Annotated in this window: 20 protein-coding genes and 5 tRNA genes; 14 read left to right on the plus strand and 11 right to left on the minus strand. The window is 43.2% G+C overall.

Going from position 1 to position 26,026, the window contains the following annotated elements:
* Nucleotides 1-25: 25 nt before the first annotated feature.
* The 9 genes from uvrC to AC2VOY_RS00415 all read left to right on the plus strand — a co-directional run bounded on the left by uvrC (nt 26) and on the right by AC2VOY_RS00415 (nt 4,592).
* Complete coding sequence (uvrC, locus tag AC2VOY_RS00375) at nt 26-1,846, plus strand: excinuclease ABC subunit UvrC (RefSeq protein WP_491831609.1); 1,821 nt, start codon at nt 26-28, stop codon at nt 1,844-1,846.
* 126 nt (nt 1,847-1,972) lie between these two features.
* Nucleotides 1,973-2,530, plus strand: coding sequence for a CDP-diacylglycerol--glycerol-3-phosphate 3-phosphatidyltransferase (pgsA, locus tag AC2VOY_RS00380; RefSeq protein WP_491831611.1), 558 nt, complete (start codon nt 1,973-1,975; stop codon nt 2,528-2,530).
* A 224-nt stretch (nt 2,531-2,754) separates the two neighbouring features.
* Nucleotides 2,755-3,108 (plus strand): YidH family protein, encoded by a 354-nt coding sequence (locus tag AC2VOY_RS00385; protein ID WP_491831613.1) that lies wholly within the window; start codon nt 2,755-2,757, stop codon nt 3,106-3,108.
* 7 nt (nt 3,109-3,115) lie between these two features.
* Nucleotides 3,116-3,682, plus strand: a complete 567-nt coding sequence (locus AC2VOY_RS00390) for a DUF202 domain-containing protein (RefSeq protein ID WP_491831615.1) — start codon at nt 3,116-3,118, stop codon at nt 3,680-3,682.
* A 258-nt stretch (nt 3,683-3,940) separates the two neighbouring features.
* Nucleotides 3,941-4,014 (plus strand) — tRNA-Cys (locus AC2VOY_RS00395).
* A 33-nt stretch (nt 4,015-4,047) separates the two neighbouring features.
* Nucleotides 4,048-4,123, plus strand: a tRNA-Gly gene (locus AC2VOY_RS00400).
* 171 nt (nt 4,124-4,294) lie between these two features.
* Nucleotides 4,295-4,381, plus strand: a tRNA-Leu gene (locus AC2VOY_RS00405).
* A 28-nt stretch (nt 4,382-4,409) separates the two neighbouring features.
* Nucleotides 4,410-4,483: transfer RNA gene (locus AC2VOY_RS00410), tRNA-Cys, on the plus strand.
* Nucleotides 4,484-4,516: 33 nt separating this feature from the next.
* Nucleotides 4,517-4,592: transfer RNA gene (locus tag AC2VOY_RS00415), tRNA-Gly, on the plus strand.
* Between the two features lie 285 nt (nt 4,593-4,877).
* Here AC2VOY_RS00415 and AC2VOY_RS00420 read toward each other — a convergent pair.
* The 4 genes from AC2VOY_RS00420 to AC2VOY_RS00435 all read right to left on the minus strand — a co-directional run bounded on the left by AC2VOY_RS00420 (nt 4,878) and on the right by AC2VOY_RS00435 (nt 9,583).
* Nucleotides 4,878-6,134, minus strand: coding sequence for an MFS transporter (locus tag AC2VOY_RS00420; RefSeq protein ID WP_491831617.1), 1,257 nt, complete (start codon nt 6,132-6,134; stop codon nt 4,878-4,880).
* A gap of 176 nt (nt 6,135-6,310) precedes the next feature.
* On the minus strand, nt 6,311-7,051 hold the full coding sequence (locus AC2VOY_RS00425; protein ID WP_491831619.1) for a LytR/AlgR family response regulator transcription factor: 741 nt from the start codon (nt 7,049-7,051) through the stop codon (nt 6,311-6,313).
* Nucleotides 7,048-8,757 carry a LytS/YhcK type 5TM receptor domain-containing protein gene (locus AC2VOY_RS00430; protein ID WP_491831621.1) on the minus strand — a complete coding sequence of 570 codons (1,710 nt, stop codon included), beginning with the start codon at nt 8,755-8,757 and terminating at the stop codon, nt 7,048-7,050. Before AC2VOY_RS00430 ends, AC2VOY_RS00425 begins: the two co-directional genes overlap by 4 nt.
* Nucleotides 8,758-8,893: 136 nt before the next feature.
* Nucleotides 8,894-9,583, minus strand: coding sequence for a DUF2786 domain-containing protein (locus tag AC2VOY_RS00435; protein WP_491831623.1), 690 nt, complete (start codon nt 9,581-9,583; stop codon nt 8,894-8,896).
* 168 nt (nt 9,584-9,751) lie between these two features.
* Here AC2VOY_RS00435 and ydiJ point away from each other — a divergent pair, with 168 nt between their 5' ends.
* Nucleotides 9,752-12,868: a D-2-hydroxyglutarate dehydrogenase YdiJ gene (ydiJ, locus tag AC2VOY_RS00440; protein WP_491831625.1), complete on the plus strand. Its 3,117-nt coding sequence runs from the start codon at nt 9,752-9,754 to the stop codon at nt 12,866-12,868.
* Nucleotides 12,869-12,983: 115 nt separating this feature from the next.
* On the opposite strand, the gene AC2VOY_RS00445 is transcribed toward ydiJ, so the two are convergent.
* Entirely contained in the window at nt 12,984-13,694 is a 711-nt protein-coding gene (locus AC2VOY_RS00445) for a DUF3581 domain-containing protein (RefSeq protein WP_491831627.1), read from the minus strand.
* Nucleotides 13,695-13,874: 180 nt separating this feature from the next.
* Here AC2VOY_RS00445 and queD point away from each other — a divergent pair, with 180 nt between their 5' ends.
* The 3 genes from queD (at nt 13,875) to nadA (ending at nt 16,110) form a co-directional block, all read left to right on the plus strand.
* Nucleotides 13,875-14,240, plus strand: a complete 366-nt coding sequence (gene queD / locus AC2VOY_RS00450) for a 6-carboxytetrahydropterin synthase QueD (protein WP_491831629.1) — start codon at nt 13,875-13,877, stop codon at nt 14,238-14,240.
* 70 nt (nt 14,241-14,310) lie between these two features.
* The gene (gene queE, locus AC2VOY_RS00455) at nt 14,311-14,973 is read left to right on the plus strand and encodes a 7-carboxy-7-deazaguanine synthase QueE (RefSeq protein ID WP_491833084.1); all 663 of its coding nucleotides are present in this window, start codon (nt 14,311-14,313) and stop codon (nt 14,971-14,973) included.
* Nucleotides 14,974-15,054: 81 nt separating this feature from the next.
* Nucleotides 15,055-16,110, plus strand: coding sequence for a quinolinate synthase NadA (nadA, locus tag AC2VOY_RS00460; protein WP_491831631.1), 1,056 nt, complete (start codon nt 15,055-15,057; stop codon nt 16,108-16,110).
* A 91-nt stretch (nt 16,111-16,201) separates the two neighbouring features.
* Here the strand turns inward: nadA and exaC are convergent, their stop codons facing one another.
* Both exaC and AC2VOY_RS00470 read right to left on the minus strand, forming a co-directional pair.
* Nucleotides 16,202-17,719 (minus strand): acetaldehyde dehydrogenase ExaC, encoded by a 1,518-nt coding sequence (exaC, locus tag AC2VOY_RS00465; RefSeq protein ID WP_491831633.1) that lies wholly within the window; start codon nt 17,717-17,719, stop codon nt 16,202-16,204.
* Nucleotides 17,720-17,898: 179 nt separating this feature from the next.
* Nucleotides 17,899-18,846: a transporter family protein gene (locus AC2VOY_RS00470; RefSeq protein WP_491831635.1), complete on the minus strand. Its 948-nt coding sequence runs from the start codon at nt 18,844-18,846 to the stop codon at nt 17,899-17,901.
* A gap of 500 nt (nt 18,847-19,346) precedes the next feature.
* On the opposite strand from AC2VOY_RS00470, the gene lldD reads away from it, so the two are divergent.
* A complete protein-coding gene (gene lldD, locus AC2VOY_RS00475; protein ID WP_491831637.1) occupies nt 19,347-20,495 on the plus strand; it encodes an FMN-dependent L-lactate dehydrogenase LldD in 1,149 nt (382 codons plus the stop codon).
* A gap of 55 nt (nt 20,496-20,550) precedes the next feature.
* On the opposite strand, the gene yfaE is transcribed toward lldD, so the two are convergent.
* The 4 genes from yfaE to ubiG all read right to left on the minus strand — a co-directional run bounded on the left by yfaE (nt 20,551) and on the right by ubiG (nt 25,816).
* Nucleotides 20,551-20,826 (minus strand): class I ribonucleotide reductase maintenance protein YfaE, encoded by a 276-nt coding sequence (yfaE, locus tag AC2VOY_RS00480; RefSeq protein ID WP_491831639.1) that lies wholly within the window; start codon nt 20,824-20,826, stop codon nt 20,551-20,553.
* A 102-nt stretch (nt 20,827-20,928) separates the two neighbouring features.
* Nucleotides 20,929-22,062 (minus strand): class Ia ribonucleoside-diphosphate reductase subunit beta, encoded by a 1,134-nt coding sequence (gene nrdB / locus AC2VOY_RS00485; RefSeq protein ID WP_491831641.1) that lies wholly within the window; start codon nt 22,060-22,062, stop codon nt 20,929-20,931.
* A 203-nt stretch (nt 22,063-22,265) separates the two neighbouring features.
* The gene (gene nrdA, locus AC2VOY_RS00490; RefSeq protein ID WP_491831643.1) at nt 22,266-24,545 is read right to left on the minus strand and encodes a class 1a ribonucleoside-diphosphate reductase subunit alpha; all 2,280 of its coding nucleotides are present in this window, start codon (nt 24,543-24,545) and stop codon (nt 22,266-22,268) included.
* 551 nt (nt 24,546-25,096) lie between these two features.
* A complete protein-coding gene (gene ubiG / locus AC2VOY_RS00495) occupies nt 25,097-25,816 on the minus strand; it encodes a bifunctional 2-polyprenyl-6-hydroxyphenol methylase/3-demethylubiquinol 3-O-methyltransferase UbiG (RefSeq protein ID WP_491831645.1) in 720 nt (239 codons plus the stop codon).
* Nucleotides 25,817-26,026: the final 210 nt, after the last annotated feature.

The following is a 26,026-nucleotide window of genomic DNA, read 5'->3' on the forward strand; positions in this document are numbered from 1 at the left end:
AATCTTTTGTATTAAAAAGGCAGTTATGTTTGATTCAAGTGCATTTTTAGCTTCTGTATCACGCCAAGCTGGCGTATATCGCATGTATAACTCTGAAAATGAGATTATCTATGTCGGTAAAGCCAAAAACTTGCATAAACGCCTGGCGAGTTACTTTCGCAAGCGTTTGGATAACGAGAAAACCAAGGCATTAGTTAGTCATATCGCACATATTGATGTGACGGTGACCCATACCGAAACCGAAGCTTTGATCCTTGAGCATAATTATATTAAGCAATATAAGCCTAAATATAATGTCTTGCTGCGTGATGATAAATCTTACCCATATTTGCTGCTCACCAAGCATAAACACCCCAAACTTGCTTATCATCGTGGGGCGAAAAAGCGTCTTGGTGAATATTTTGGACCATACCCAGATGCTGGCGCAGTGCGCGAAACCTTGCACCTTTTACAAAAGATTTTTAAAGTCCGACAGTGTGAAGACTCTGTCTATGCAAATCGTACACGTCCTTGTTTGATGTATCAAATCGAGCGTTGCCTCGGGCCTTGCGTAAAAGGCTTGATCAGCGATGATGGTTATCAACAACAAGTTGATTTTGTGCGTTTATTTCTACAAGGCAAGGACTCACAAGTATTAGAGTCCTTAATTCAAAAAATGGAAGCGGCAAGCCAAGCGTTAAGATTTGAGGAGGCCGCCAGTTTGCGCGATCAAATCCAAGCGATTCGTCAAATTCAAACCCAGCAAGCCGTGTCAGATGAAAGCCAAAATGACTTGGATGTGATTGGTTTTGCCAAAGAATCGGGAAGTGCTTGTATCCATCTTTTGATGATTCGCCAGGGGCGCATTTTAGGGAGCCGCAGTTTTTTCCCGAAAGTGCCACACAATACCCAAGATGATGAAGTTTTTGAGAGCTTCTTAGAGCAATATTATTTAAGCCATAGTGATGCTTATAATCTTCCTCAAGTGATTGTGTTTGATGCAAGTTTTTCGCCAAGTGAAGCATTAGGCGAAGCCTTAACTGACATGGCAGGGCGCAAGGTCAGCTTGCAGGGCAATTCGCGTGGCGTGCGTGCGCGCTATTTACGTTTAGCTACCACTAATGCGAGCAGCGCGCTGGCTTCAAAAATTAGCCATAAAATGACCATGCGTCAGCGCCTAAAAAGCCTTGAAGCGCTCACTGGCATTGACGGTATTTCACGTATGGAATGTTTTGATATCAGTCATACCATGGGTGAAAACACGGTTGCCTCTTGCGTCGTGTTCAACCAAGAAGGGCCAGTACGTCAAGAATATCGCCGCTACAATATCACAGGCATTACTGGCGGTGATGATTACGCCGCAATGGCGCAAGTGTTGACTAAACGCTATCAAAAGCAGCTCGATGTCGACAAGATCCCCGATATTATCTTTATTGACGGGGGGATGGGGCAGTTATCACGCGCGCATGAAATTTTAACTCAATGTTGGCAAGACTGGCCAAGACGCCCTTTATTGATTGGGGTTGCCAAAGGAGAAGGGCGAAAATTTGGTCTTGAGACCTTATTTAAGGTGGATGGCTCAGAATATGAATTTAGCTCAGATTCCCCTGCACTGCATTTAGTGGGACATATTCGCGATCAAAGTCATGATCATGCGATTGCAGGACACAGAGCCAAACGCGGTAAAGCGCGTCAAAAAAGTGTGCTAGAAGATGTAGCTGGGATTGGCCCCAAACGACGTCAAGCCTTGCTTAAATATATGGGCGGCTTGCAGGGGCTGAAAAAAGCCAGTGTCGCAGACATTCAAAAAGTGCCAGGGATAAGTGAAAGCTTGGCGCATGATATTTATGCAGCATTAAAAGATTAAAACTTGTACAAAGCAGACCTTTTATTCGCTTTAGGGAAAAAAGCGTTTGAAAAAAAACGTGATTTACCGCACCATATACCTAAATAAAGATTAAGGTTTAATCAGCACCTTCAACGAGCATTAACTATGAGATATACCATTCCAAATATACTAACTTTACTCAGACTAGTGCTGATCCCTGTATTTATCCTTGTTTTCTATCTTCCTTATGCTTGGGCGCCATTTATGGCTGCCATCGTATTTTTGGTTGCTGCGATTACCGACTGGCTAGATGGCCTGATCGCAAGACAATTACAACAAACCTCACGCTTTGGCGCATTTCTAGACCCTGTGGCGGATAAAGTCATGGTCGCGGTAGCGCTGATTTTAATCACCGAAGAATACCACAGCATCTGGATCACGATTCCTGCCGCGACTATGATTGCTCGAGAAATCATTATCTCAGCACTGCGTGAGTGGATGGCGGAGATAGGCAAACGTGCCAGCGTTGCGGTGTCTTGGATTGGTAAGTTTAAGACCACAGCGCAAATGGTTGCTCTGCTGCTACTTATCTGGCACCCAAATAACTGGGTCACAGATTTAGGTTATATCGGCCTTTATGCGGCAACGATTTTGACTTATTGGTCGATGTTCCAATACCTTGCTGCGGCAAAAGATGATTTATTAGATGATTCTGTGCAATAAGCATTGAGATCACTAAAATGAATAAAAACCTCATTTATCCTCGGATTGATGAGGTTTTTTTTCGCCCTTGGCTTGGTTTTGTTATAGCTTTATCATACCATTTAGTATGTGCCTAAAATCTTTAGGTATTTAAAGTCTTTCGTGATCCAGTAGGGCAGAGCCGGTTCAATGTCTTTACTCTCTAAAACAAAGACTATGTTTCTGCTCTCGTATTAGGAGTTTCTATGCTCAAATCAACCCATTGGCGCAAACGTGGCAAAGCACCAGATTACCGTTTTTCTTTGGCCAATGAACGAACCTTCCTCGCTTGGGTGCGCACAGCATTAGCCTTATTAGCAGGGGCTGTGGCCATTGATCAGCTTACGCCAAATTTAGCCCCGCCTATGTATCGAGAGTTAATTTCAGCTGGCTTAACACTTTTTGCCGGTTTTGTTTCCTTTTATGCCTATCGCCGCTGGCGCGATAATGAAAAATCGATGCGTTTTAATCGTGAACTAAATTATACGCGTTTCTTAGCTGTTATCAGCTTTGCTGTACTTGCATTGGCCTTAGGCTTTATCGTTATTCTCGCTCTTTGAGGCGCTTATGAAACGTCGATTGCCACCGCACCCTTTACCTCAAGAGCAAACAGAAACTGAACCGCCAGAAAGCCCTCAGGCGCAACCTAGTGAGCCTGCAGATGTCGAAACGCCTAAGCTTAGAAATCGATTTCGAGGCCGGGCAGTTAAGCCGCAAAATGAAGATCAGCGTAGCCAAACGTTAAATAAACGGCGCCGAATTTTATTGCCCAAATATACTCAAACCTATCCAAAGCGTAAGCGTGACACCGGACTGCAACCCCAACGCACGACTTTGTCTTGGTTTCGTACCGCCTTTTCTATTTTTGTAAATAGCTTACTCTTACTGCGTATCGGAGCGAAAGAAGATGTGATCTTAGTGACGTTTTGTGGCTGGTTTTTTATGTTTTTATCGATTTGGCTCTATTATGCGTCTGTCTATCGAGGCGATGCGATTTTGACGGAAAAGACGCTCACCACAGCAGCATCTATCAATACGAAAAAACTTATCTCAATGACAATTTTAATTACTTGTGTATTACTAACGATTCATTTTTTAAGCAGCGTATGGACGATTTTTTCAACATCCAGCTGAAATATCCTTTAAATAGAGAAGAACTTTTTGTGCAGATATCTTTTTTATCCATTTCTATTTGAAAAATAACTCATTGAAATGCTCTGATTTTATTCAGAAATAGAATTTATTTTAGGCAATAACATAGATTTCGTCGGTATTTTAGGCAAACGATTTATTTTTTCAAAAATAGTGTTGACGTACTAGCTAGAATCCGTAAAATGCATCCCCGTACTCAAGAGCAAAACGAAATAAAGATTTGCTCAGCGAGATAGAGATGGCGCCTTGGCAGAGTGGCTATGCAGCGGATTGCAAATCCGTGGACCTCGGTTCGACTCCGGGAGGCGCCTCCATTTTCTATCCATATCAGACGAGTACAATATTTTGCGACATTAGCTCAGCTGGTAGAGCGCAACCTTGCCAAGGTTGAGGTCACGAGTTCGAACCTCGTATGTCGCTCCAAATTTAAATTCAACAGCTAATGTTGAGTTTTGCGATAGAGCACAACCTGCCAAGCTTGAGGTCATGCCTTAAGCCTGAGATAGGGAACCTCGTATGTCGCTCCACTTTCTATTTTCTACCCGAAGGGTAGGGAAACTGAAGATGGTGTCTAACCATCGCAAGAAATTGCGTGCCCTGGTGGTGGAATTGGTAGACACAAGGGATTTAAAATCCCTCGGCGTTCGCGCTGTGCCGGTTCAAGTCCGGCCCGGGGCACCATCTACAAATAGATAATGAAACCAGATATGGCGCCTTGGCAGAGTGGCTATGCAGCGGATTGCAAATCCGTGGACCTCGGTTCGACTCCGGGAGGCGCCTCCATTATCTAATCACTCGTTGAAGAGTAAAAAATATGCGACATTAGCTCAGCTGGTAGAGCGCAACCTTGCCAAGGTTGAGGTCACGAGTTCGAACCTCGTATGTCGCTCCAATTTAACCTCTAGCAGAAATGCTGGAGGTTTTTTTGTTTCTAGAGCCTAATCTTCGCTCCGACTTATGCTGAATTTGAGCCCTTAGCAGTCATGCTAGGGGCATTTTTTTATCTGCCCATTATGTGTCCATTTCTTAGCAGGAACGACAACGTCGCATATAGGTATACTGAACGCAGATTAAGGGCGCAGAATCTAGCAAAATAGCATACACAAAAAAACTGACAATACACACAAGATGCATTGCCAGTTTCTGTATTCGTCAAGCCAGATAGAGTGCTTATTGATTAAGCATTTACTAAATGGTTTTGATTATGTTGGTTTGCTTTGGTTGGCGTTTTAATCATCAAACAAATCGCAAGAGAGATGATAAGTAGCGCAAGCATAAAGCCAAAGACTGCAGAGAAACCGCCGAAGAGTGACGCGACGATAGAGCCAAGCAAGCTACCGATACCAAAGCCAAGGTAAATCACACCATAGTTTTGAGTTAGGTTATTTAAACCAAAGAAGTCGCTCACAAGTGATGGGTAGACAGTAATGGTGCCGCCAAAGCTAAAGGCAACACAAGCAATCGCAATATAAAAGCTGATTTCTGTCAGTGGCATAAAGCGTAGTGCGCTCACGCCAAGTAAACAAATCACCACCGCAATGCCAACCACACGCATACGTTCAATTTTGTCAGAAAGAATACCAAGTACTAAACGACCGCTTAAGTTTGCCACAGCAATCACTGCTACTGCGCTTGCCGCTGCGGCAACACTTAGGTGCGCATAACTTTCACCGATATCTTTTGCCACACCGATGACATACAAACCAGACATACAGATAGTAAGGAAGATAATTGCAAGTGACCAAAATTGAGTGGTTTTTGTTGCTTCATTTAAACTAAACTCAGTATTTACTTGCGCGTTGTCAGAAGATGTTGACGCTTCAACTAATGGTGCATCTTTCATCATCAGACCGCCAATCACAACCATTGCTGCAACTAAAATACCCCAAACTTCAAAAGTCACGTTTAAGTTATTATTCGTTAAGAAATACAAGTTGATATATTTAAAGCCTAAGCTGCCTAAACCATAAGCACCAATGGCGCAAGCCGAAGCTAAGCCTTTACGTTCTGGGAAGAATTTCACGCAGTTAGAAAGCGTCATCAAATAGCCTGTACCGTCTGCAAAGCCAACCAATAGGCCAGCAGTCAAATACAATGCCCAAAGGCCTGTCACATGCGAGACAGCCATCAGACTAAGACCAAGCACAATACCTGCGGCAATTGTTACTTTACGAACGCCAAATTTAGCTTGAAGCTTGCCTGAAAGCGATGATGCAACAGCAAGTGAAAGACTCAAGATACCAAATGAAAGTGCAACTTGATTCACTGGCTCATCGAGCATATCTGAAAGCGGCGCATTGAAGAGGCTCCAAGTGTATACAGAGCCTAATGCGAACTGAGTAATAATAGTGCCAAGCAAGGTCCAAAGACGTGTGCTATTTTTATGCGCAACAGGTGCGTTTGCAGATTCAGGTGATGCGATTTGATTTGGCATAAGTGCCTCCCAAAAATTTATTTTCTAAGACTAAATTTCGTTTCTGGGATTGAATTTACGCCGAAAAAAAAGAACTGCAATAGGTATGGAAATATATAAAATGAGCTGCATTTTAGCTTCATGAAATGCAATATTTAGGCATGAAATGCAAAATACATATATGAAGCTTATGGATTTTATAACCCCATGATTTGACGAAAAGCCTTGATGTTCGCGCGACTGACTGGCACTTCCACATCTGAGCCAGTTAGATTTAAAAGATAAGTGCTATTTAACCCAGGTTTGATTTGACTGATTTTAGAAAGATTGACGCAATAAGATCTATGGCTACGATAAAACTGTGATTCAGGCAACTTAGTGCACAGTTCACTAATGCTGTAATGCGCAATGAGTTCAATGACTTGATTCTCTGCCATGGCGTAGACATAAGTCAGCTTTTCTTGCGCATGGGCATATAAAATATCATTTTTATCTATGATGCGAATATTTGCGCCATGATTTAAGGCAAGGTGATCTTGGGTTGGCTCTGATTTGACTTCCTCAACGTGAGTCGGCGTGAGTTGTGCGCTTAATTTCTCAAGGGTGCGGATCACGCGCTGCTCATTCAATGGTTTTAACAAATAGTCAAAGGCTTCAATTTCATAGGCCTCAGCCGCATGCTCTTTATAGGCTGTGGTAAAGATGATTTGCGGCGGATTTTGCATTTGATGGAGGTTTTTTGCCAGCATCACGCCATCAATCGATGGGATATTGATATCGAGAAAAACCACATCCACCTGCGCGCTTTGCAGATATTTAAACGCATCAAGGCCATCTTCAAAGTGATGAAGCACCTCCAATTGACTGTACTTTTGAATAAAATAACTTAGCTCTTCACGCGCTAAGTATTCATCTTCAACAATGATTGCGGTGCTCATGCTGTCACTTCCTCTACTCTTTCAACTTCGACAATATCAAAATAAACGCGGGTAAAATCTTGTCCATTATGGGTGATGCGGTCTATGTGTAAGCCTTGACCATATTGCAGCAAGACGCGCTGATGAACATTAATTAAACCTATTTTATGTTTTTCCATTTGATTGGTTTGTAGTTTCTCCACAATCTCAGGGGCAATTTCACAACCTGTGTTTTCCACACAAACGCGTAATCTGTCTTCCAAACTTTTGACTCGAATAATCACTTGGCCTTTGCCTCGCGCAGGTTGGATCCCGTGCTGGATGGCATTTTCAACCAAAGGTTGGATCAACAGGCATGGAATGGGTGTATGTACATCATCGACATCAAAAATAACCGTGAGCTTATCGCCAAAGCGGGCTTGCTCAATTGCTGTGTAATCTTTCACTTGTTGAAGCTCTTGCGAGATATCGATTAAGTCATCACCACGCTCAAGGTTATAGCGTAAAAAGTCGGCCAAATTGGCAATCAGCTCACGCGCCTTATCGGGCTTAATACGAATTAAGGTCGAAATTGCATTGAGGGCATTAAACAAAAAATGCGGGTTGATCTTGTGTTGCAACGCCGAAAACTCAGCTTTTTGCAGCATGTGATTCGCCTGTTCAAGCTTGGACGCCATCAATTGAGTAGAAATGAGTTGGGAAAGACCTTGCGCCATTTCTTGGATTGCTTGGCCGATTTTGTTTTCTTTGACGAAAAAGATTTTAAGTGTGCCTGTGACTTGGTTATTCTCAAACAAAGGCAGAATCAATATGGATTTAAATTGACCAGTTTTGAGATTGTTGTGCAAGGTATAGGTGCGCTCTTGGACGGTTTTTTGCGTGAGTTGGCTAATTTTTTTATCCCGAATCACCGCATGGCTGCGATCAAAATAATCCTCATGCCCAATCCCTGTATAAGCAAGCACTTCAGAGGTATTGGTCAGCGAAACTGCATCTGCGCCCGTTTCGTGGTAAATGATCTCACACACTTGTTGTAAGCTCTGCTGATCATTTTTACGCATAAAGGGCAAGGTTTGGTTCGCAATATCAAGCGCAACTTTCGCTTGGCTGGCGGCCGCTTGCTCTTTTTCATCGTCAATATCGTGCACCCGCTTAATGATAAGACCGATGCATGTGGAACCTATAATCATAGGCAAAGCAATATTGGCAACAATGCTCTTGGCAAGGGCTTTATCTTCCGCCAAAACCAAAATCAGCAGCATGGTGAGACATTCACAGACGATCCCAGCACCAATGCCATAACACATATTATCTTTTCTATTTGTGTAGCGATAAATCAGCACGCTGAGCACGCCGGCTAAAATACTTGTAATCAGGCAAGGCAGGGAAGTGGGACCGTCGATATCAATCAAATAGCGGTGAATGCCTGATAAAATTCCGGCAGGCAAGCCAACCCAAGGGCCAAATAGAATCCCCCCAGAAACAATCGCAATGATGCGCACATTGATTAAAGAGCCTTCGACATCAACGCCGGTATAAGTACTGAAAATAGCAAAAAAGACGAATAGTGCAGAGATAAGGCCAATTTCAAGCGCATTACGCTCAGAGGCCTGTTTATTCATGATTTGCTTGAAAGATTTGGCTTGAGTGAGCAAAAACAGCGCAGTAAGCATTAAGGCTGCGCGTTCTAAGACTTCAAACAACATTAAGAGTTGAGATTGGTACACATAAGCTCCAAAGATCCCAGAGTGCGGGAATAAATATGTGAGATTTCTCTCAATTATCATCTATTTAATACTTTGGAGCAAATCTTAGTCATTGTTTACCTAAGGTTTTTGGTGGCGTCTGGAAACAAGGAAAGGCTTATGATTGTGATAAGCGCTTTTTCTCAGCCGCGCCATCGACAGGGCGATTCACATTGATGCGCTTACCTTGTTTAAACCCAACTTCATAGTCTTTGGTGAGTTTTTTCATTGCTTCACCAAGTTGCTGCTTAAAGGTTTCACGATCGACATTTTCAAACTCTTTATCAATATATGAGTTGATGCTTTTGCTTGAGTCTTCATCCGGTGCAATCACAGGCAGTTTTTCAAGTGCGCCTTCAATCCAACCACTTAAAAATGAATTCACGCGCTTGGTGACATCTGCTGTGCTAGTGCCCGTGCCGGCAAACTTATTGCGAAACTGGCCAGTTTGTTGGTTCATTTCACGGTAAACAATATCAAAGGCAAATGCAGCAAAAATCGCACGATCGGCATCGCCAATAAATTCTAATTTTTTCAAACCTTTATGGTTAAGCAAAACCGCTTCCACGCCAAAACGTGTGTTAATCCCACGGATCAGGCGTAAAATATGTGAGCCAATGTCAGCAGGCAAAAGGTTGGATGAACGGGTTTTCCCCATCTTGATAAGATCAATATCATCTTTATCCAAGCCATACTTCGCCATTAAGCGATGCGCCATTCTAATCGCTTGCGCCGCTTCGTTAACGTTTGCTGAGTTACCAAGCTCTAAGCACTTGGCAATTTTTTTGAGCGCTTTTTGTTTATCCATGTCGACCTTAGGTAATGTGAAGGGCGGGTATTTTAGCCTTTTTTTGGTCGAAGGAAAAGCCAAGGCGAGTAGAAATCTAAATTGATCGCAGGTTTTAGGTTTTATTTTACAGAGCAAAGTGATAAAAATAGGAAATATAATAAAAATATCCCCAAGGAAGAGGTCGTAGTGAGTCAACTCCCCAATTTAGATATCGCGCAAACGGTTGCGCCATTGGTTTCTCAGTATCTTGAAGCATTAGCCAAAGCAGGTTTTAAAGGTGACATTGAAACCAGTTATGGCACACGTTTAAGCTTAGCGACAGATAACAGCGTTTACCAAGCGCTGCCACAGGCTGCATTGTTTCCCAAAGATAGCCAAGATGTACAAATTTTAACGCGTCTTGCACATCAAACAGAGTTTCAAGCGATTCGTTTTAGCCCACGCGGTGGCGGTACCGGCACCAATGGTCAGTCTTTGACCCATGATATTGTGGTTGATGTGTCAAGGCACATGAACAAAGTACTTGAGATTAATACCAAAGAAGGCTGGGTGCGGGTGCAGGCTGGGGTGGTAAAAGATCAGCTCAATGATGCTGTGCGCAGCGCCGGCTTTTTCTTCTCACCAGATTTATCGACCAGTAACCGCGCAACCCTTGGCGGGATGATCAACACAGATGCGTCAGGGCAAGGCTCGCTTCAGTACGGCAAAACATCCGATCACGTCTTATCCCTTGAAGCGATTTTTGCCGATGGTTCTATCTATGAAACCGATGGCTCAAAAGGCGCGCCACAAGCAGGCTCGAGCGCTGAAAAAGCCTTTCAAACAGCATATGACATTTGTCATCAAAAGCGTGATGCCATTTTAGCTAAATTCCCGCCATTGAACCGTTTTTTAACTGGTTATGACTTAAAAAATGCGATTGACGATGCCGGTGAGTTTCAATTTACACGCCTGTTGTGTGGCGCGGAAGGCTCACTTGCTTTTATCACTGAAGCCAAGCTGAACTTAACCCCTTTACCCAAAGCGCGCGCTTTGGTGAATTTAAAATTTGACAGCTTTGATGCCGCACTGCGCAGTGCGCCGGATATGGTCAAAGCCAAAGCCTTGTCGGTTGAAACGGTCGACTCCAATGTGTTAAACCTTGCCAAAGAAGACATTGTTTGGCACAGCGTGAAAGACTTGCTGACCGACGTGGAAGGCAAAACTATGCTTGGGATCAACATTGTTGAATTTGCAGGGCCGGATGAGCGCGAAGTGACTGAGCGAGTCGCGGCGCTGACCAAGCGTTTAGATGCTGCGCTCGATGCTTTAGAGGCGCAAGAGACAGGCTCAGCAGATCTTATCAAGGGCTTTATTGGTTATCAAGTCTGTGACGATCTGCCAAGCATCAACAAAATCTATAATATGCGTAAAAAGGCGGTGGGTTTACTTGGCGCAGCCAAATCGAGTAAAAAGCCGATTCCGTTTACCGAAGATACCTGCGTACCGCCTGAAAACTTAGCTGATTTTATTGTTGAGTTTCGTGACTTGCTCGACTCGCACAACTTGCATTACGGCATGTTTGGTCACGTGGATGCTGGGGTTTTGCATGTCCGTCCTGCGCTAGATATGTGCGATCATGAGCAAGAGCTCTTAATGCACCAAATTTCTGATCAAGTGGTGGCGCTGGTTGCCAAATACGGCGGCTTGATGTGGGGCGAGCATGGCAAAGGGTATCGCTCTGAATATGGGCCAGAGTTCTTTGGTGATGAGCTATTTGAGCAATTGCGCGCATTAAAAACCGCCTTTGACCCGTTCAACCAAATGAACCCAGGGAAAATCTGTACGCCCCTTGAAAGCAAAGATGAGCTGGTGAAAGTCAGCGCGACCAAACGCGGTTTTTATGACAGACAAATCCCCGTTACAGTGCGTGAGGACTTCCCGCAAGCGCTCAACTGTAATGGTAATGGTCTGTGTTTTAACTATGATCCGAACTCACCTATGTGTCCGTCGATGAAGATCACCCGTGATCGTCGTCATTCGCCAAAAGGGCGTGCAGGGCTGATGCGTGAATGGTTGCGCTTATTGTCGAATCAAGATTTTGATATTTTGGCGCTTGAGCAGCAAATTAATAGCAAAGGCTTGAGCTTAAAAGCCTTGCTAGATAGGGAGTTGTTACGCTTTAAAGCTAAAGATGAGAATGACTATTCAAATCAAGTATTTGAAGCGATGAACTTATGCTTGGCATGTAAAGCATGTGCCAGCCAATGCCCGATTCAGGTTGATATTCCTTTGATGCGCAGCCGCTTTTTAAACTTATATCATTCACGCAATCCAAGACCTGTGAAAGATTATTTAGTTGCAAAAATCGAAACCTTGTTGCCTTGGATGGCGAAAGCGCCAAACTTTGTTAACTTTGCTGCGACCAATCCAGTGAGCGCATGGGCAACCAAACAAGTGATAGGTTATGTGGATACGCCTAAGCTATCGACCCCAACGTTAAAGAGTATGCTTAAAACTAAGTATCAAGGCACACTTGCACCTGTGTTTGACTTGGAAACCTTGCAAGCATTACCTGAGTTTGAGCGTCAAAATTATGTGCTGATTGTTCAAGATCCTTTCACCAGTTTTTATGATGCATCGGTTGTCGCCGATTTTATTAAATTAGCTGAAAAATTAGGTAAACAGCCACTCTTATTGCCATTTCATCCAAACGGAAAAGCGCAGCATATCAAAGGTTTTTTGAAAGATTTCACACAAACCGCGAATCAAACGGCTGAGTTTTTAAGCCAAGTCGCACAGCTTGAGATCGACATGATAGGGGTCGATCCGGCGATGGTGCTGTGTTATCGCGATGAGTATAAAGAAGTGCTAGATAAACCTGCGAGCTTTAATGTGTTGCATGTGCATGAGTGGCTCATCAAATTGATTGACGCGAAAGATAAAGGCGTCGTGAATTATGCGCAGATACGTAAGCAAAGCGCCCAGATTGCAGAATATGAAGCCAAAGCTTGGCACTTATTCTCGCACTGCACGGAAAAAACCAAAATGCCAAATAGCGAAAAAGAATGGCAAAGCATTTTCCAATTCTTTGGTGAGCGTTTGGATAATATCGCTGTGGGCTGCTGCGGCATGGCGGGCACCTTTGGGCATGAAGCGGATAAGCTTGAATTGTCGAAAGGGATATATGAGATGAGCTGGCAAAATAAGCTTCACAGCTTGCCGCAAGAGCGCTGCTTAGCGACAGGTTATTCATGCCGCTCGCAAGTCAAACGCTTTGAAAAAGAAGCCTTAAAACACCCACTGCAAGTGCTTGCTTTGTGAGTCTAAGCTTTATTTGTGAACTAAGCTTTAAAAGCTAAATAAAAAGGGCGCTGTCACAATGAAACAGCGCCCTTAATTTTTATTCTTCGCTCACGAATACAAGCTAGTTAGTAAATTAAGCAGCTAGAAACTGGGCTTTACGACCTTCAAAACGCTCAACTAAATCATCAATCGCCGCTTGATCATATTCACGTAAGCCGGTGGCGACCATACGTTTGATCCCGTGTCCAACCACTTCATTGCCTTCTTTGAAATCAAAGTTTAAGGTCACGACGCCGCGTTTGCCTGTCACATTAAAATCTGCGCCACTAAATTCAACTTCAGGCGCTTTAATGTCAAGGCGAGTAAACTCGACATCCATGCTTTCATAAATCACAAGTGGACGTGTGGTGTTAATCATCATGTTAGCGTCTTGCATTAAAGGCACCATGATGTGAGGGAAGTTCATGCCAGAGAATTTGACATAATTTTTGATCACATGCTCAATTAATTCAGGATCTTGGCTCTTGTCACCTTGATGGCTCATGTGTAGATATTCTTTTTCATTTGCATCCACAACTGCGCTATCGTGTTCACCTTTTTCGGCAACTTTAAGCGAGATACCATCACTCACCATGCCAGAGAAACGAAAGCTCATTTTTTGGCTAATGCCTTCTTGAGTGAGGAGCACAGCAAAGAGCAGATCGCCCGGGACGCAAAAACGTTTATTGTCTTCGTCATGGATCGGGTTGAAATCCCCAGCAATTCTTTTGGCAAATTGGCTCGCTTGCTGGCGAGTAAATTCAAAGCTTTGATTGTGGCACGTCACATAAGAGGTCAAGAACATAAGTTTTCCGTATAGAAAATGCTAAGCAAGAGAAATAAAAAGTTACAAGATTAAGGCAGGATTATACCTAAGCTTTGTCATTGATTGGTCAGTCCAGTCAATAAATTTATTTTGGATGTCGAATTTAAACCAAATATGATATAAACACCATTTAAAAATTCGATTTATCTAGGAAACTCAATGATCTCTGAAATCTACAAAGAATTTATCTTTGAAGCTGCGCACAAACTTCCTCATGTTCCTGAAGGCCACAAATGCGGTCGTTTACATGGCCACTCGTTTCTTGTTCGACTTTATATCGAAGGGGAAGTGGATGAACATACAGGTTGGTTGATCGATTTTTCAGAGATTAAGCAAATCTTTAAGCCAACTTATGAGCGCCTTGATCATCATTATTTAAATGAGATCCCTGGCCTTGAAAACCCAACCAGTGAAGTGTTAGCGCGTTGGATCTGGAATGAAATCAAGCCTCAATTGCCTCTTTTAAGTAAAGTTGAAATCAAAGAAACTTGCACTGCAGGTTGTATTTACCGTGGTGAAGCTTAACCTTAGCTTTTGCATACTTTAGTTTTATGCGTACTTTATTTATAGTTAAGAAGAACAAATGAGTCAAAATATGTATAAGCTCAACGAGATGTTCCAAACCATTCAAGGGGAAGGAAGTTTTACTGGCGTGCCTGCGGTCTTCGTTCGTCTGCAAGTGTGCGATGTCGGCTGCGCTTGGTGTGATACCAAACAAACTTGGGATGCTAACCCAGAAGATGAGCTGGGGCTTTCTCAAATTATTGCCAAAACGTCGGATTCACCGACTTGGTGCTCTGTTCGCGCAGCGGATATTGTTGCCAATTATCAAGCGCAAGGTTACACCGCCAAGCATATAGTGATCACAGGTGGCGAGCCGTGTTTGTATGATCTCACAGAATTAACGCTTGCGTTTGAAGCCATTGGTTGTCAGTGCCAAATAGAAACCAGTGGCACGTCCAAAGTGCGTTGCAGCGCGGATACATTTGTGACGGTGTCACCTAAGATTGCAATGAAAGGTAAGCTTGACGTGCGCCAAGATGCACTGCTACGCGCGAATGAAATCAAGCATCCTGTGGGCACGCAAAAAGATATTGAAAAGCTTGATGCCTTGCTTGAAGGGCTAGATATCCAAGCACAGATTGCGCTTCAGCCGATTAGTCAAAAAGATCGTGCAACGCAGCTATGTATGCAAGTGTGCATTGCACGTAACTGGCGCTTGTCGATTCAAACCCACAAATATTTAAATATTGCCTAAACTTAAATAACACCCCTTTTTGTCTTTTTCAAACAGGGGTGTACAATGCCTAAATAATTAAAATTTTGTAGAGATAGCAAGATGACTTCTACTGATATACTGGATGTAAAAACTGAGCGTGTGATTTATCCCTTTCCGCCAAAGCCGATGCCATTGACGGATGCGCAGCAAGCGACGCATATTGAAAATATTAAGCGTTTATTGGTGGAGCAAGATGCGGTATTGATTGCGCATTATTATACCGATCCACAAATTCAAGCCTTAGCCGAAGAAACCGGCGGCTTTGTTGGTGACTCGCTTGAAATGGCAAAATTTGGCAATAAGCACCCAGCAAAGACTTTGATTATTGCTGGGGTACGTTTTATGGGCGAGTCAGCGAAGATTCTAACCCCTGAAAAACGTATTTTGATGCCAACCCTTGAGGCGGAATGCTCACTTGATCTTGGCTGTCCTGCTGATACCTTTACGAAATTTTGCGATGCGCATCCTGATCATACGGTTGTGGTGTACGCGAACACGTCTGCTGCGGTCAAAGCGCGTGCGGATTGGGTTGTCACCTCAAGTATTGCTCTGGAAATTGTCGAGCATTTAGACAGTGAAGGCAAAAAAATCATTTGGGGGCCAGATCGTCATCTAGGCTCTTATATTGCCAATAAAACGGGCGCAGACATGCTGCTTTGGCAAGGTGAGTGCGTGGTGCATGATGAATTCTCTGCCCAAGCGCTTGAAAAAATGAAAGCAGTGTACCCAGATGCAGCGATTTTAGTCCATCCTGAATCACCAGCTAGTGTCGTCGCACTTGCTGATGCAGTCGGCTCAACCAGTCAGCTTATCAAAGCGGCAAAAGCGCTGCCGAATAAGCAAATGGTGGTGGCGACGGATAAAGGCATCTTCTATAAAATGCAGCAATTAGTGCCAGAAAAAGAGCTGATTGAAGCGCCAACAGCAGGCAATGGTGCAACCTGTCGCAGCTGCGCGCATTGTCCTTGGATGGCGATGAATGGTTTAGCCGCGATTGAATCTGCGCTGACAGGTGAGAGCAATCAACATGAGATTTTTGTTGATGAAGAGATTCGGGTTAAATCTTTGATCCCGCTAAATCGCATGTTAGATTTTGCCCAAAGTTTGAATAATTAAGCATTACTTTGTCTCTTGGCAAAGTGTTAGCTTAAATTGATAAAAGGGACGCCAGTTTGGTTGTCCCTTTTTTTAGCTTTAAAAATGCCTGTTAGAAAAAACCAAGTGGGTTGTCATCATAGCTCACCAGTAAGTTTTTCACTTGTTGGTAATGAGACAGCGCAAGTTTGTGGGTTTCGCGCCCAATACCTGATTTTTTATAACCGCCAAAAGCTGCATGCGCAGGGTAGGCGTGATAACAGTTAGTCCAGACCCGTCCGGCTTGCACCGCGCGCCCAACTTGATAAGCGGTTTTCATATCGCGCGTCCAGACCCCAGCGCCTAAGCCATAGTCGGTATCATTGGCAATCGCAATCGCATCCGCCATGTCCTTAAACTTGGTCACGCTGACCACAGGGCCAAAAATTTCTTCTTGGAAGACCCGCATTTTGTTATTCCCCTCTAAAAGGGTCGGCTGGATATAATAACCAGTATTAAGCCCATCAATGTTTTCAATGCCGCCCCCAATTAAGACTTTTGCACCTTCTTCTTTACCTATCTCAATGTAATTTAGGATCTTCTCATACTGAGCTTTGGAGGCTTGGGCGCCAACCATGGTTTCTGTATCAAGCGGATTGCCACGTTTAATTTGCTTGGTGCGGGCAATAAACTTCTCGATAAAAGCATCATAAATATCTTCTTGCACCAAAAGGCGGGACGGGCAAGTGCAAACTTCGCCTTGGTTTAAATAGGCAAGCACAGCGCCTTCAATACATTTATCTAAGAAGGCATCGTCTTTGGCAAACACGTCATTAAAGTAGATGTTGGGCGATTTACCCCCAAGCTCCACAGTTGATGGGATGAGGTTATCTGCTGCGGCATGTAAGATTTTGCCACCGGTTGCGGTGGAGCCGGTAAAGGCGATTTTGGAAATTTTTGTGCTGGTGGCAAGGGCATGACCAATTTCCATCCCAAAACCATTGAGGATATTTACCACCCCTTTAGGCAGAATATCTTCAATCAGCTCAAAGAGATATAAAATCGAAGCAGGGGTTTGCTCAGCAGGTTTTAAGATCACGCAATTCCCAGCCGCAAGGGCAGGGGCAAGTTTCCACGCCGCCATTAATATTGGGAAATTCCACGGGATAATCTGCCCGACGACGCCAAGAGGCTCATAAAAATGATAGGCCACAGTATTGGCATCGATTTCACTAATGCTGCCTTCTTGCGCGCGCAGGCAACCTGCAAAATAGCGGAAATGATCAATGGCTAGTGGCATATCTGCGGCGAGGGTTTCACGCACGGACTTGCCATTGTCCCAAGTTTCAGCAACAGCGAGTGCTTCAAGGTTTTGCTCCATACGATCGGCAATTTTGAGCAGCAAATGACTGCGTTCTTGGACAGATGTTTTACCAAAGCTTTCAAACGCAGTTTGCGCGGCGTGGATTGCTTTTTCAAGGTCGGCCTCAGTGGAACGCGCGACTTTACAAAAGACTTTGCCATTGACTGGGCTAATGTTGTCAAAATATTGCCCATCACTTGGGGCAATCCACTGTCCATCAATAAAGTTTTGATAGGTATCTTTGAAGGTGACGATGGCATCTGGCGTGCCTGGGTTTGCATAAATCATAATGGACTCCTGTCTCATCAGTGGGTACTCTTTGAGTCTAGTTGAGCGCAGGAAAGTGAGGGGCTTAAAAGTGCGAGCGTTGACGCAATCTGTAAAAAAGAAGACTTAGATTGCTAAAACAAAAAAGCCTAAAGTGGATTAACTCTAGGCCCTTGGTTTATCTTGTATTGAAACTTATATTATTTCAATGGGTTTTTAATCACAGGTGCAATCATGAACTTCAAGTTCCATTCTGGCGTATAAGCAATTGAATCGCCTTTCCAGTTTTCATCGAATTTGTCTGCATCTGGACGCATTGCATAGTATTGCAACTCAACACCCCAACGCACAGGCACGTTACCCATACGGAACATAGAAATATAACCTAAACCGATTGGCACACTAAATCTGTCTTTGCCATCTTTGGTCCAGTCGATTTGGATATTTGGCGTCATACCTAATAGATCCGTTGCATTTAAGCGATAGTTCAATAGGTACTGGATATCAGATTGGTTGGTATGCGCGCGATCATCATCTCCACCGACACTCCACCAATGTTGTGCAATTACACCAATGTTCCAGCTATCAAAGTTAAATGGCTGACCGGTTTCTTTACCTAAGTGAATTAATAGACCCGATGGACCTAATTGCCATTTATCTTGACCAAGTGAATCTTCCGTTGCGGTTGGCATGATCATGGTTGGACCCACACCCCAGATCCAGCCATCAGTACGGTTTGGCGCAGCCACAGACATGACAACAGTGTCACCTAAACCAGTCGTTGAATCTGTGGTGAAAATATCTTCTAGTGAACCGTTCAAATCGCCTGATCCTGGCGCAGTCACAACAGGTAAAATCACACGGTTCACGATATTCCAAGAATCATCAAGGATCGGCACAGGCATCACAGGCTGTAAGCTTAAACGGTTACGCATCTCGTGCGCGCCATTTTCTTTTTCAAGCGCCGTGTAATCATTTTGTAAGAGTAACATCCAAACGTCAGACACTGGATTTGCTGATTTTTGAGCTGCTTCTTCTAGTGAAATTTCTTCCTCGGCAAAAACTGGCGTAGATAAAATTGATGAGGAAAGTGCACCTAGGGCAAGGGTATATGAAAATATCCTTGCTAACGATTTCTTACTGGACATTATTAAGCCTTCTTATATTTCTTTGTAATAATATGTATTTGCTGGTGGCATATTATCAACTTGATCTTAGATCGATAAGATCCAAATTTGCACAGCACTGTCCTGCTATATGTGACAATAGCGTCACCAAACTATGATTTTGATCAATATTGCTTCGTTATATTTGAGCTATGCCGAAAATATCAATTTAGATTTAAAAACACTTTTAAATATTGAAATTCATTGTCTTATTTTTTAGGACGGTTAATTTTGTTACAAAATAAGTGAGTATGTAATTAAATTTGGTTTGCAATGTAGAATTAAAAAAGAAATCTGTTAGTTAAAAATAACACTTTGAAATTGGGTTTCATTCTTTACAAAAAGATATATTAAAGATGAATAGTAGTTAAAAAATAAAATCCCTATTATTTATATGAAAAGATTTATTATCATCTGGTCAAAGGGTAAAAGTTGTGAGATATTTACGCACATACTAAGAATAAATATTCAAGGATTTAGGTATGATTATCTCCTCTCCCAGTGATTACCGCTTGGCTGCCAAGTCAAAGCTACCTGCATTTTTATTTCATTATTTAGATGGCGGCGCGTTCGCAGAAGAAACCCTGCAACGAAACACTCAGGATCTAAAAAATCTGACCGTTAATCAGCGTGTGTTAAAGGACATGTCTGCGCTGGATATGCAATGCTCACTTTTTGGTGAAGCGTTATCAATGCCGATTGCACTTGCGCCGATTGGCATCAATGGTATGTATGCGCGGCGTGGGGAAGTGCAATCAGCCAAAGCTGCGCAAAATGCAGGCATTCCATATACGCTTTCTACTGTCTCTGTCTGCTCAATGGAAGAAGTGAGTCAAAGTATCAGCCGTCCCTTATGGCTACAAATATATCCGTTACAAGAGCCTAGTTTTCTCGATAATATGCTTGAGCGTGCGAAAGCTTGTGGTGTACAAACTTTAGTCTTTACCGTAGATATGCCGACACCGGGTGCACGTTATCGTGATGTCAGACATGGCATGATGGGCCCTTATGCTGCGATTCGCCGTATCTCGCAAGCTTGTATGCATCCAAGTTGGGCGCTTGATGTTGGCGTGTTTGGACGACCGCATGAGCTGGGCAATGTCTCAGTTTTTCGCTCGCAACCGGTTGATCTAGAAGATGCAATAGGTTGGAATTTTGATGCTTCATTTGATTGGGAAGACTTAGCAAAGATACGTGAAAAATGGGATGGGAATCTTGTTGTGAAGGGGATCATGGAGGTGAATGATGCTAAAAATGCTGTTCAATATGGCGCTGATGCTTTGATTGTCTCTAATCACGGTGGACGTCAGCTTGATGGTGTGCCGTCTACAGCAAGTGTCTTACCTAAAATAGCAGATGCGGTCAAAGGGGAGATCAAAATTCTCGCAGATTCTGGGATACGTTCTGGTCTGGATGTCTTGCGAATGTTGGCTCTTGGCGCAGACTGTACTTTAATTGGTCGTAGCTTTGTGTATGCGTTAGCAGCAAATGGTCAAGCAGGGGTCGAGCATCTTTTGTCTCAATTCAAAGAAGAGCTGCGCATTGCGATGATGTTAACGGGTTGCAATCGTTTAGCGGATATTGATGAAAAGGTTTTGGCTGAGTGTTTAAAGCTTAGTTCATCGCGCTAAGTCTCACTCTATCTTATAGATGACAGCCAGTTTAAATGGCTAAAGGAGGGTGAATTTAGACAAACTCGTTATGTTTATACTTCACGCCTTCTAATTCGATATCGGATCTTGCTTTGCTAATGCACGGCAGGATCTCATCTGAATGTTTATATGCCATCGCAAAGCCAACTTCTTCGACTTGACCTTTTTTCAGCTTGCAGCGACACGCCCCACAATGCCCATCACGGCAGTGGTATTCAGCTTCAAGGCCTGCATCTTCCATCGCTTGTAAAATCGTTTGATCTTTTGATTTAATCACAAGTTGAGCATTGATATGGATTTGTTTTGACATGCGTAACCGTTCAAAATATAGACAGGGTGTAAAGAATAAAAAAGAGCATGAAAAATTCCCATGCTCTTTAGATAGTGAGGGCTTAACGTTTAAAAAATTAACTTAAAGTTCAAAGCCGTCAAAATCATTGGCATTGACTTGGTTGTCAATTTGACCCACAAGGTAGGAGCTAATTTCAGCTTCTTGCGGCGCCACTTGCACATTATCTGACGATAACCAAGTGTTGATCCAAGGAATTGGGTTGGATGTCGCTTTTGGATACGCAATATCAAGGCCAACCGCTTGCATACGAATATTGGTAATATATTCCACATATTCACACAAGATGTCTTTGTTCAGACCTATCATAGAGCCATCTTTAAATAGGTATTCTGCCCATTCTTTTTCTTGCTCTGCGGCGTTTCTAAAGAGCTCAAAACATTCTTGTTTGCACTCTTCAGCAATTTGCATAAAGCTAAAGTCATCTTGACCATTACGCAAAATGTTGATCATGTGCTGGGTGCCAGTTAAGTGCAGGGCTTCATCACGTGCGATAAGCTTAATGATTTTTGCATTGCCTTCCATCAATTCACGTTCAGCAAAGGCAAATGAGCAGGCAAAGCTGACATAAAAGCGGATCGCTTCGAGCGCATTGACGGACATCAAGCAAATATAAAGCTGCTTTTTAAGCTCATGTAGTGACACTGTCACTGTCTCGCCATTGAGCTCATGCGTGCCTTCACCGAATCTATGATAGTCATTACTCATTTCAATGAGCTTGTCATAGTAATGCGAGATATCTGCGGCGCGTTTTAGGATATGTTCGTTTTCAACGATATCATCAAACACTAAGCTCGGATCATTGACGATATTACGAATGATATGCGTGTATGAACGTGAGTGAATCGTCTCTGAGAATGACCAAGTTTCAATCCAAGTTTCAAGCTCTGGAATCGAAACCAGTGGCAGCAGGGCAACGTTCGGGCTACGGCCTTGAATCGAGTCGAGCAAGGTTTGATATTTTAAGTTACTGATAAAAATATGCTGTTCGTGCTCAGGCAAGTTTTTATAATCAATGCGATCACTTGAGACGTCTACTTCCTCTGGGCGCCAGAAGAAAGACAATTGTTTTTCGATAAGCTTTTCGAAGATTTCAAATTTTTGTTGATCGTAACGTGCGACGTTTACGGATTGACCAAAGAACATTGGCTCTTTGAGTTGGTCATTTTTGGTCTGATTAAAAGTCGAATAGGACATTTGCCTTTCACCTTAAATTTTTAAATAGTGTCTAGTATGAGTGTATATCACGACTGCTGAGATTGAGTTAGGAATATATCGACTTCGCAAAGGCGTTCAAGCCATCCATGGGCACTTCATTCGGCACATCCATGTGCCTCAAAACCTTTGCTGCGCTGATATACGCCCTAACTCAATTTTAAGCGACTGTTCAATACTGCCTATTAAATCTTACAACCGCCGCCTTCACAATCTTCTTCTGGGACAGTGACTTCGGTTTGATCATCTTTTGCACCATCACGAGTGTTATGATAATAAAGCGTCTTCACGCCATATTTATAAGCCGTTAGGAGATCTTGAAGCAATTGCTTCATTGGTACACGGCCATTTTCATAAACACTTGGATCATAGTTAGTATTGGCAGAAATAGACTGGTCAATGAATTTTTGCATGATCCCAACAAGGTGTAAATAACCTTGGTTGTTTGGAATTTTCCACAATAATTCATAGTTGTTTTTCAGTTCTAAAAAGTCTGGCACAACTTGTTTTAAGATCCCATCTTTTGATGCTTTCACCGATACAAACCCACGTGGCGGCTCAATACCGTTGGTTGCATTCGAGATTTGTGATGAGGTTTCAGAAGGCATTAACGCAGTTAAAGTTGAGTTACGTAAACCATGCTCTTGAATTTCAGCACGCAAGGTTTCCCAATCCAAGTGTAACGGCTCATCACACACTTTATCGACATCTTTCTTATAAGAATCAATCGGTAAAATACCTTGTGAGTAAGTTGTTTCGTTAAAGCTTGGGCATGCACCTTGCTCTTTGGCAAGATTCATAGATGCTTTAAGCAAGTAATATTGAATCGCTTCAAAGGTGCGGTGAGTCAGGCCATTGGCGCTGCCATCTGAATAACGCACGCCGTGTTTGGCAAGATAATAAGCATAGTTAATCACGCCCACACCAAGAGTACGACGGTTCATGGTCGCACGTTTTGCTGCAGGAAGCGGGTAATCTTGATAATCCAGCAGGGCATCAAGCGCGCGGACAATCAGATCAGATAACTCTTCAAAGTCAGTCAGAGATTTAATTTTGCCTAAGTTAAACGCAGAAAGCGTACACAGCGCGATTTCGCCTTCTTCATCTTCTACATTGCGCAGCGGTTTGGTTGGCAGCGCAATTTCAAGACAAAGGTTTGATTGGCGTACAGGCGCAACACTTGGGTCAAACGGGCTATGGGTATTACAGTGATCCACGTTTTGGATATAAATACGACCCGTTGAGGCACGCTCTTGCATTAATAATGAGAAAAGCTCCACCGCGCGCACAGTTTGGCGACGAATGTTAGGATCGTTCTCATATTTAACATACAGCTTCTCAAACTTGGCTTGATCTTCAAAGAAAGCATCATACAGTCCTGGGACATCCGATGGTGAGAAGAGGCTGATGTTGCCGCCTTGAATAAGACGCGTATACATTAATTTGTTTAGCTGAACGCCGTAATCCATATGACGGACGCGATTTTCTTCAACCCCGCGGTTATTTTTAAGCACAAGTAAAGATTGTACTTCACCGTGCCACAGCGGATAGAAAACAGTCGCCGCGCCGCCACGAACGCCACCTTGTGAGCAGCATTTCACAGCCGTTTGGAAGTATTTATAAAACGGAATACAACCTGTGTGGAAGGCTTCACCACCGCGAATTTCAGAGCCTAGTGCGCGAATGCGACCCGCATTGATGCCGATGCCCGCACGTTGTGAGACATAGCGTACAATTGAACCTGCCGTTGCATTGATTGAATCTAGGCTATCGTCACACTCGATTAACACGCATGAGCTAAATTGACGCGTCGGGGTACGTACGCCAGACATAATAGGCGTTGGCAGTGACAATTTAAAGGTTGAAACCGCATCATAAAAACGCTTGATATAGTCAAGACGCGTGTCGCTTGGGTATTTTGCAAACAAGCAAGCAGCAACCAGAATATATAAAAACTGTGCGCTCTCATAAATTTCTTTGGTGACGCGGTTTTGCACAAAGTATTTACCTTCGAGCTGCTTGACTGCGGCATAAGAGAAATTCATATCACGATCATGGACTAAGAACTCGTCCATTTCGTCAAATTCAGCTTGGGTGTAATCTTCAAGTAAGTGTTTGTCGTACTTACCTTTTTCAACTAAGTGCTTCACGTGATCAAACAAACGTGGTGGCTCAAATTGACCATAAGCTTTTTTGCGCAGGTGGAAAACCGCAAGGCGCGCAGCAAGATATTGGTAGTCAGGGGTTTCTTCAGAAATCAAGTCCGCCGCCGATTTGATGATGGTTTCATGGATATCAGAGGTGGTGATGCCATCATAAAATTGAATGTGAGCTTTGAGCGCGACTTGTGAGACAGAAACCTTCTCTAAACCTTCTGCCGCCCAAGTGATCACTCGGTGCAGTTTGTCTAGATCTATCGGTTCTTCTCGGCCATCGCGTTTGGTGACGGTTAAATGTTGATTCATGTCAGTTGTGTCCCTAACAAATATGTCGTGCAACGAGACGTGTGCCTGCTGCAAAAAATGGAAAAAATAGGTTTACACTTCCTGTTTTTTGTGGATCAAAACAAGAATGTCAAATATCTGTTTAACACTAGATATAGGGGTAATTGTGTTAGCGGATACAAGATAATGCGTTTGCTCGGATATTTCAAGTGACAAAGTCTGTTTGCCTTGTGGATAAGCGGAGGATAAAATTTTTTTTTTGATTCTGGGTTGGTGACTACTTACGAGGTGGATTTTATCCGCTCTAACTTAGCGAAAATCCGTAAATTTAGTTAGGATAAAGTTTAGCCAAAATTGATATTTGTCAAAAATATTTTGCTTGATCTTTACGAAAACTTGGGCTTGGTTTCTTGCTTTAAACTGGTATGAAAAATGCACCAATTTTGCATCAATAATGACTGAGTTTGGGGAGCCAATGCACTGTTTTAGGGATGGGTGTTTTTTGGTTAAAAAAAGGGCAAACATCTCGTGAATGTTCACCCTTAGTTTCAAATAAGCGTATTAAGATTAATTTACAATTGATATTGCGTATGCAAAATGTAATTCACATCCACATTCGCACCAAGTTTGTAGGTATCTGTCAGTGGATTGTAATGCAGCCCTTTGATCCCTTGCTCGGTTAAGTCAGTGGTATCAAGCATTGCTAGGAGCTCGGCAGGGCGGATAAACTTCTCATGTTCATGAGTGCCTTCTGGCACGATCTTTAACAGCTTCTCTGCGCCAACAATCGCAAACAGATATGATTTCCAATTACGGTTTAATGTTGAGAAGAATACATGCCCGCCCGGTTTGACCAACTGGCTACACGCGCGGATCACAGAAAGGGGATCTGGCACATGCTCCAGCATCTCCATGCAAGTGACCACATCATAGGTTTGTGGGTGAGCCGCCGCGTGATCTTCAATTGTGCTTTGAATGTATTCAAGTTTAGTGCCGGTTTCCAAGGCGTGCAGACGCGCAACTTCAAGTGGCGCTGCGCCCATGTCTAGACCAGTCACAATTGCGCCTTCGTGGGCCATGCTTTCAGCTAAAATGCCGCCACCACAGCCGACGTCTAAAACTTTTTTGTCAAATAAGCCATTTGCTTTTTCAAGGACATAGCCAAGTCGTAGCGGGTTAATTTGATGCAAAGGCTTAAATTCGCCAGACGGGTCCCACCAGCGCTCTGCCATATCTTCAAATTTTTTGATTTCACTTGGGTCTACATTTTGGTTTTGATTGGTCTGTGTCATGATAAAAGTCAAAGGGTTAACAAAAGATGCTTCACTATAGCAGTAATTTTTGCCAAGACAAATTCAAACACAGTATTTTTGCGCGCATTTGAACTCAAATATTTAGCCCAAGTAAAGCTTTTGCAAAATCCTTGCTTGATTTTTAAGCACTTGAATTTAAATTTGATCTCGCCAAACAAAAGCCAAGGGAAACTAGTGCCGCTTGGTAAA

This window comes from Vibrio sp. KMM 9700 (assembly GCF_058545285.1).

Bases quoted from the DNA above. Each gene is read 5' to 3' on its own strand.
- uvrC (WP_491831609.1), top strand. From the start codon at position 26: ATGTTTGATTCAAGTGCATTTTTAGCTTCTGTATCACGCCAAGCTGGC.
- pgsA (WP_491831611.1), top strand. From the start codon at position 1,973: ATGAGATATACCATTCCAAATATACTAACTTTACTCAGACTAGTGCTG.
- AC2VOY_RS00385 (WP_491831613.1), top strand. From the start codon at position 2,755: ATGCTCAAATCAACCCATTGGCGCAAACGTGGCAAAGCACCAGATTAC.
- AC2VOY_RS00390 (WP_491831615.1), top strand. From the start codon at position 3,116: ATGAAACGTCGATTGCCACCGCACCCTTTACCTCAAGAGCAAACAGAA.
- AC2VOY_RS00420 (WP_491831617.1), bottom strand. From the start codon at position 6,134: ATGCCAAATCAAATCGCATCACCTGAATCTGCAAACGCACCTGTTGCG.
- AC2VOY_RS00425 (WP_491831619.1), bottom strand. From the start codon at position 7,051: ATGAGCACCGCAATCATTGTTGAAGATGAATACTTAGCGCGTGAAGAG.
- AC2VOY_RS00435 (WP_491831623.1), bottom strand. From the start codon at position 9,583: ATGGATAAACAAAAAGCGCTCAAAAAAATTGCCAAGTGCTTAGAGCTT.
- AC2VOY_RS00445 (WP_491831627.1), bottom strand. From the start codon at position 13,694: ATGTTCTTGACCTCTTATGTGACGTGCCACAATCAAAGCTTTGAATTT.
- queD (WP_491831629.1), top strand. From the start codon at position 13,875: ATGATCTCTGAAATCTACAAAGAATTTATCTTTGAAGCTGCGCACAAA.
- queE (WP_491833084.1), top strand. From the start codon at position 14,311: ATGTATAAGCTCAACGAGATGTTCCAAACCATTCAAGGGGAAGGAAGT.
- nadA (WP_491831631.1), top strand. From the start codon at position 15,055: ATGACTTCTACTGATATACTGGATGTAAAAACTGAGCGTGTGATTTAT.
- exaC (WP_491831633.1), bottom strand. From the start codon at position 17,719: ATGATTTATGCAAACCCAGGCACGCCAGATGCCATCGTCACCTTCAAA.
- AC2VOY_RS00470 (WP_491831635.1), bottom strand. From the start codon at position 18,846: ATGTCCAGTAAGAAATCGTTAGCAAGGATATTTTCATATACCCTTGCC.
- lldD (WP_491831637.1), top strand. From the start codon at position 19,347: ATGATTATCTCCTCTCCCAGTGATTACCGCTTGGCTGCCAAGTCAAAG.
- yfaE (WP_491831639.1), bottom strand. From the start codon at position 20,826: ATGTCAAAACAAATCCATATCAATGCTCAACTTGTGATTAAATCAAAA.
- nrdB (WP_491831641.1), bottom strand. From the start codon at position 22,062: ATGTCCTATTCGACTTTTAATCAGACCAAAAATGACCAACTCAAAGAG.
- nrdA (WP_491831643.1), bottom strand. From the start codon at position 24,545: ATGAATCAACATTTAACCGTCACCAAACGCGATGGCCGAGAAGAACCG.
- ubiG (WP_491831645.1), bottom strand. From the start codon at position 25,816: ATGACACAGACCAATCAAAACCAAAATGTAGACCCAAGTGAAATCAAA.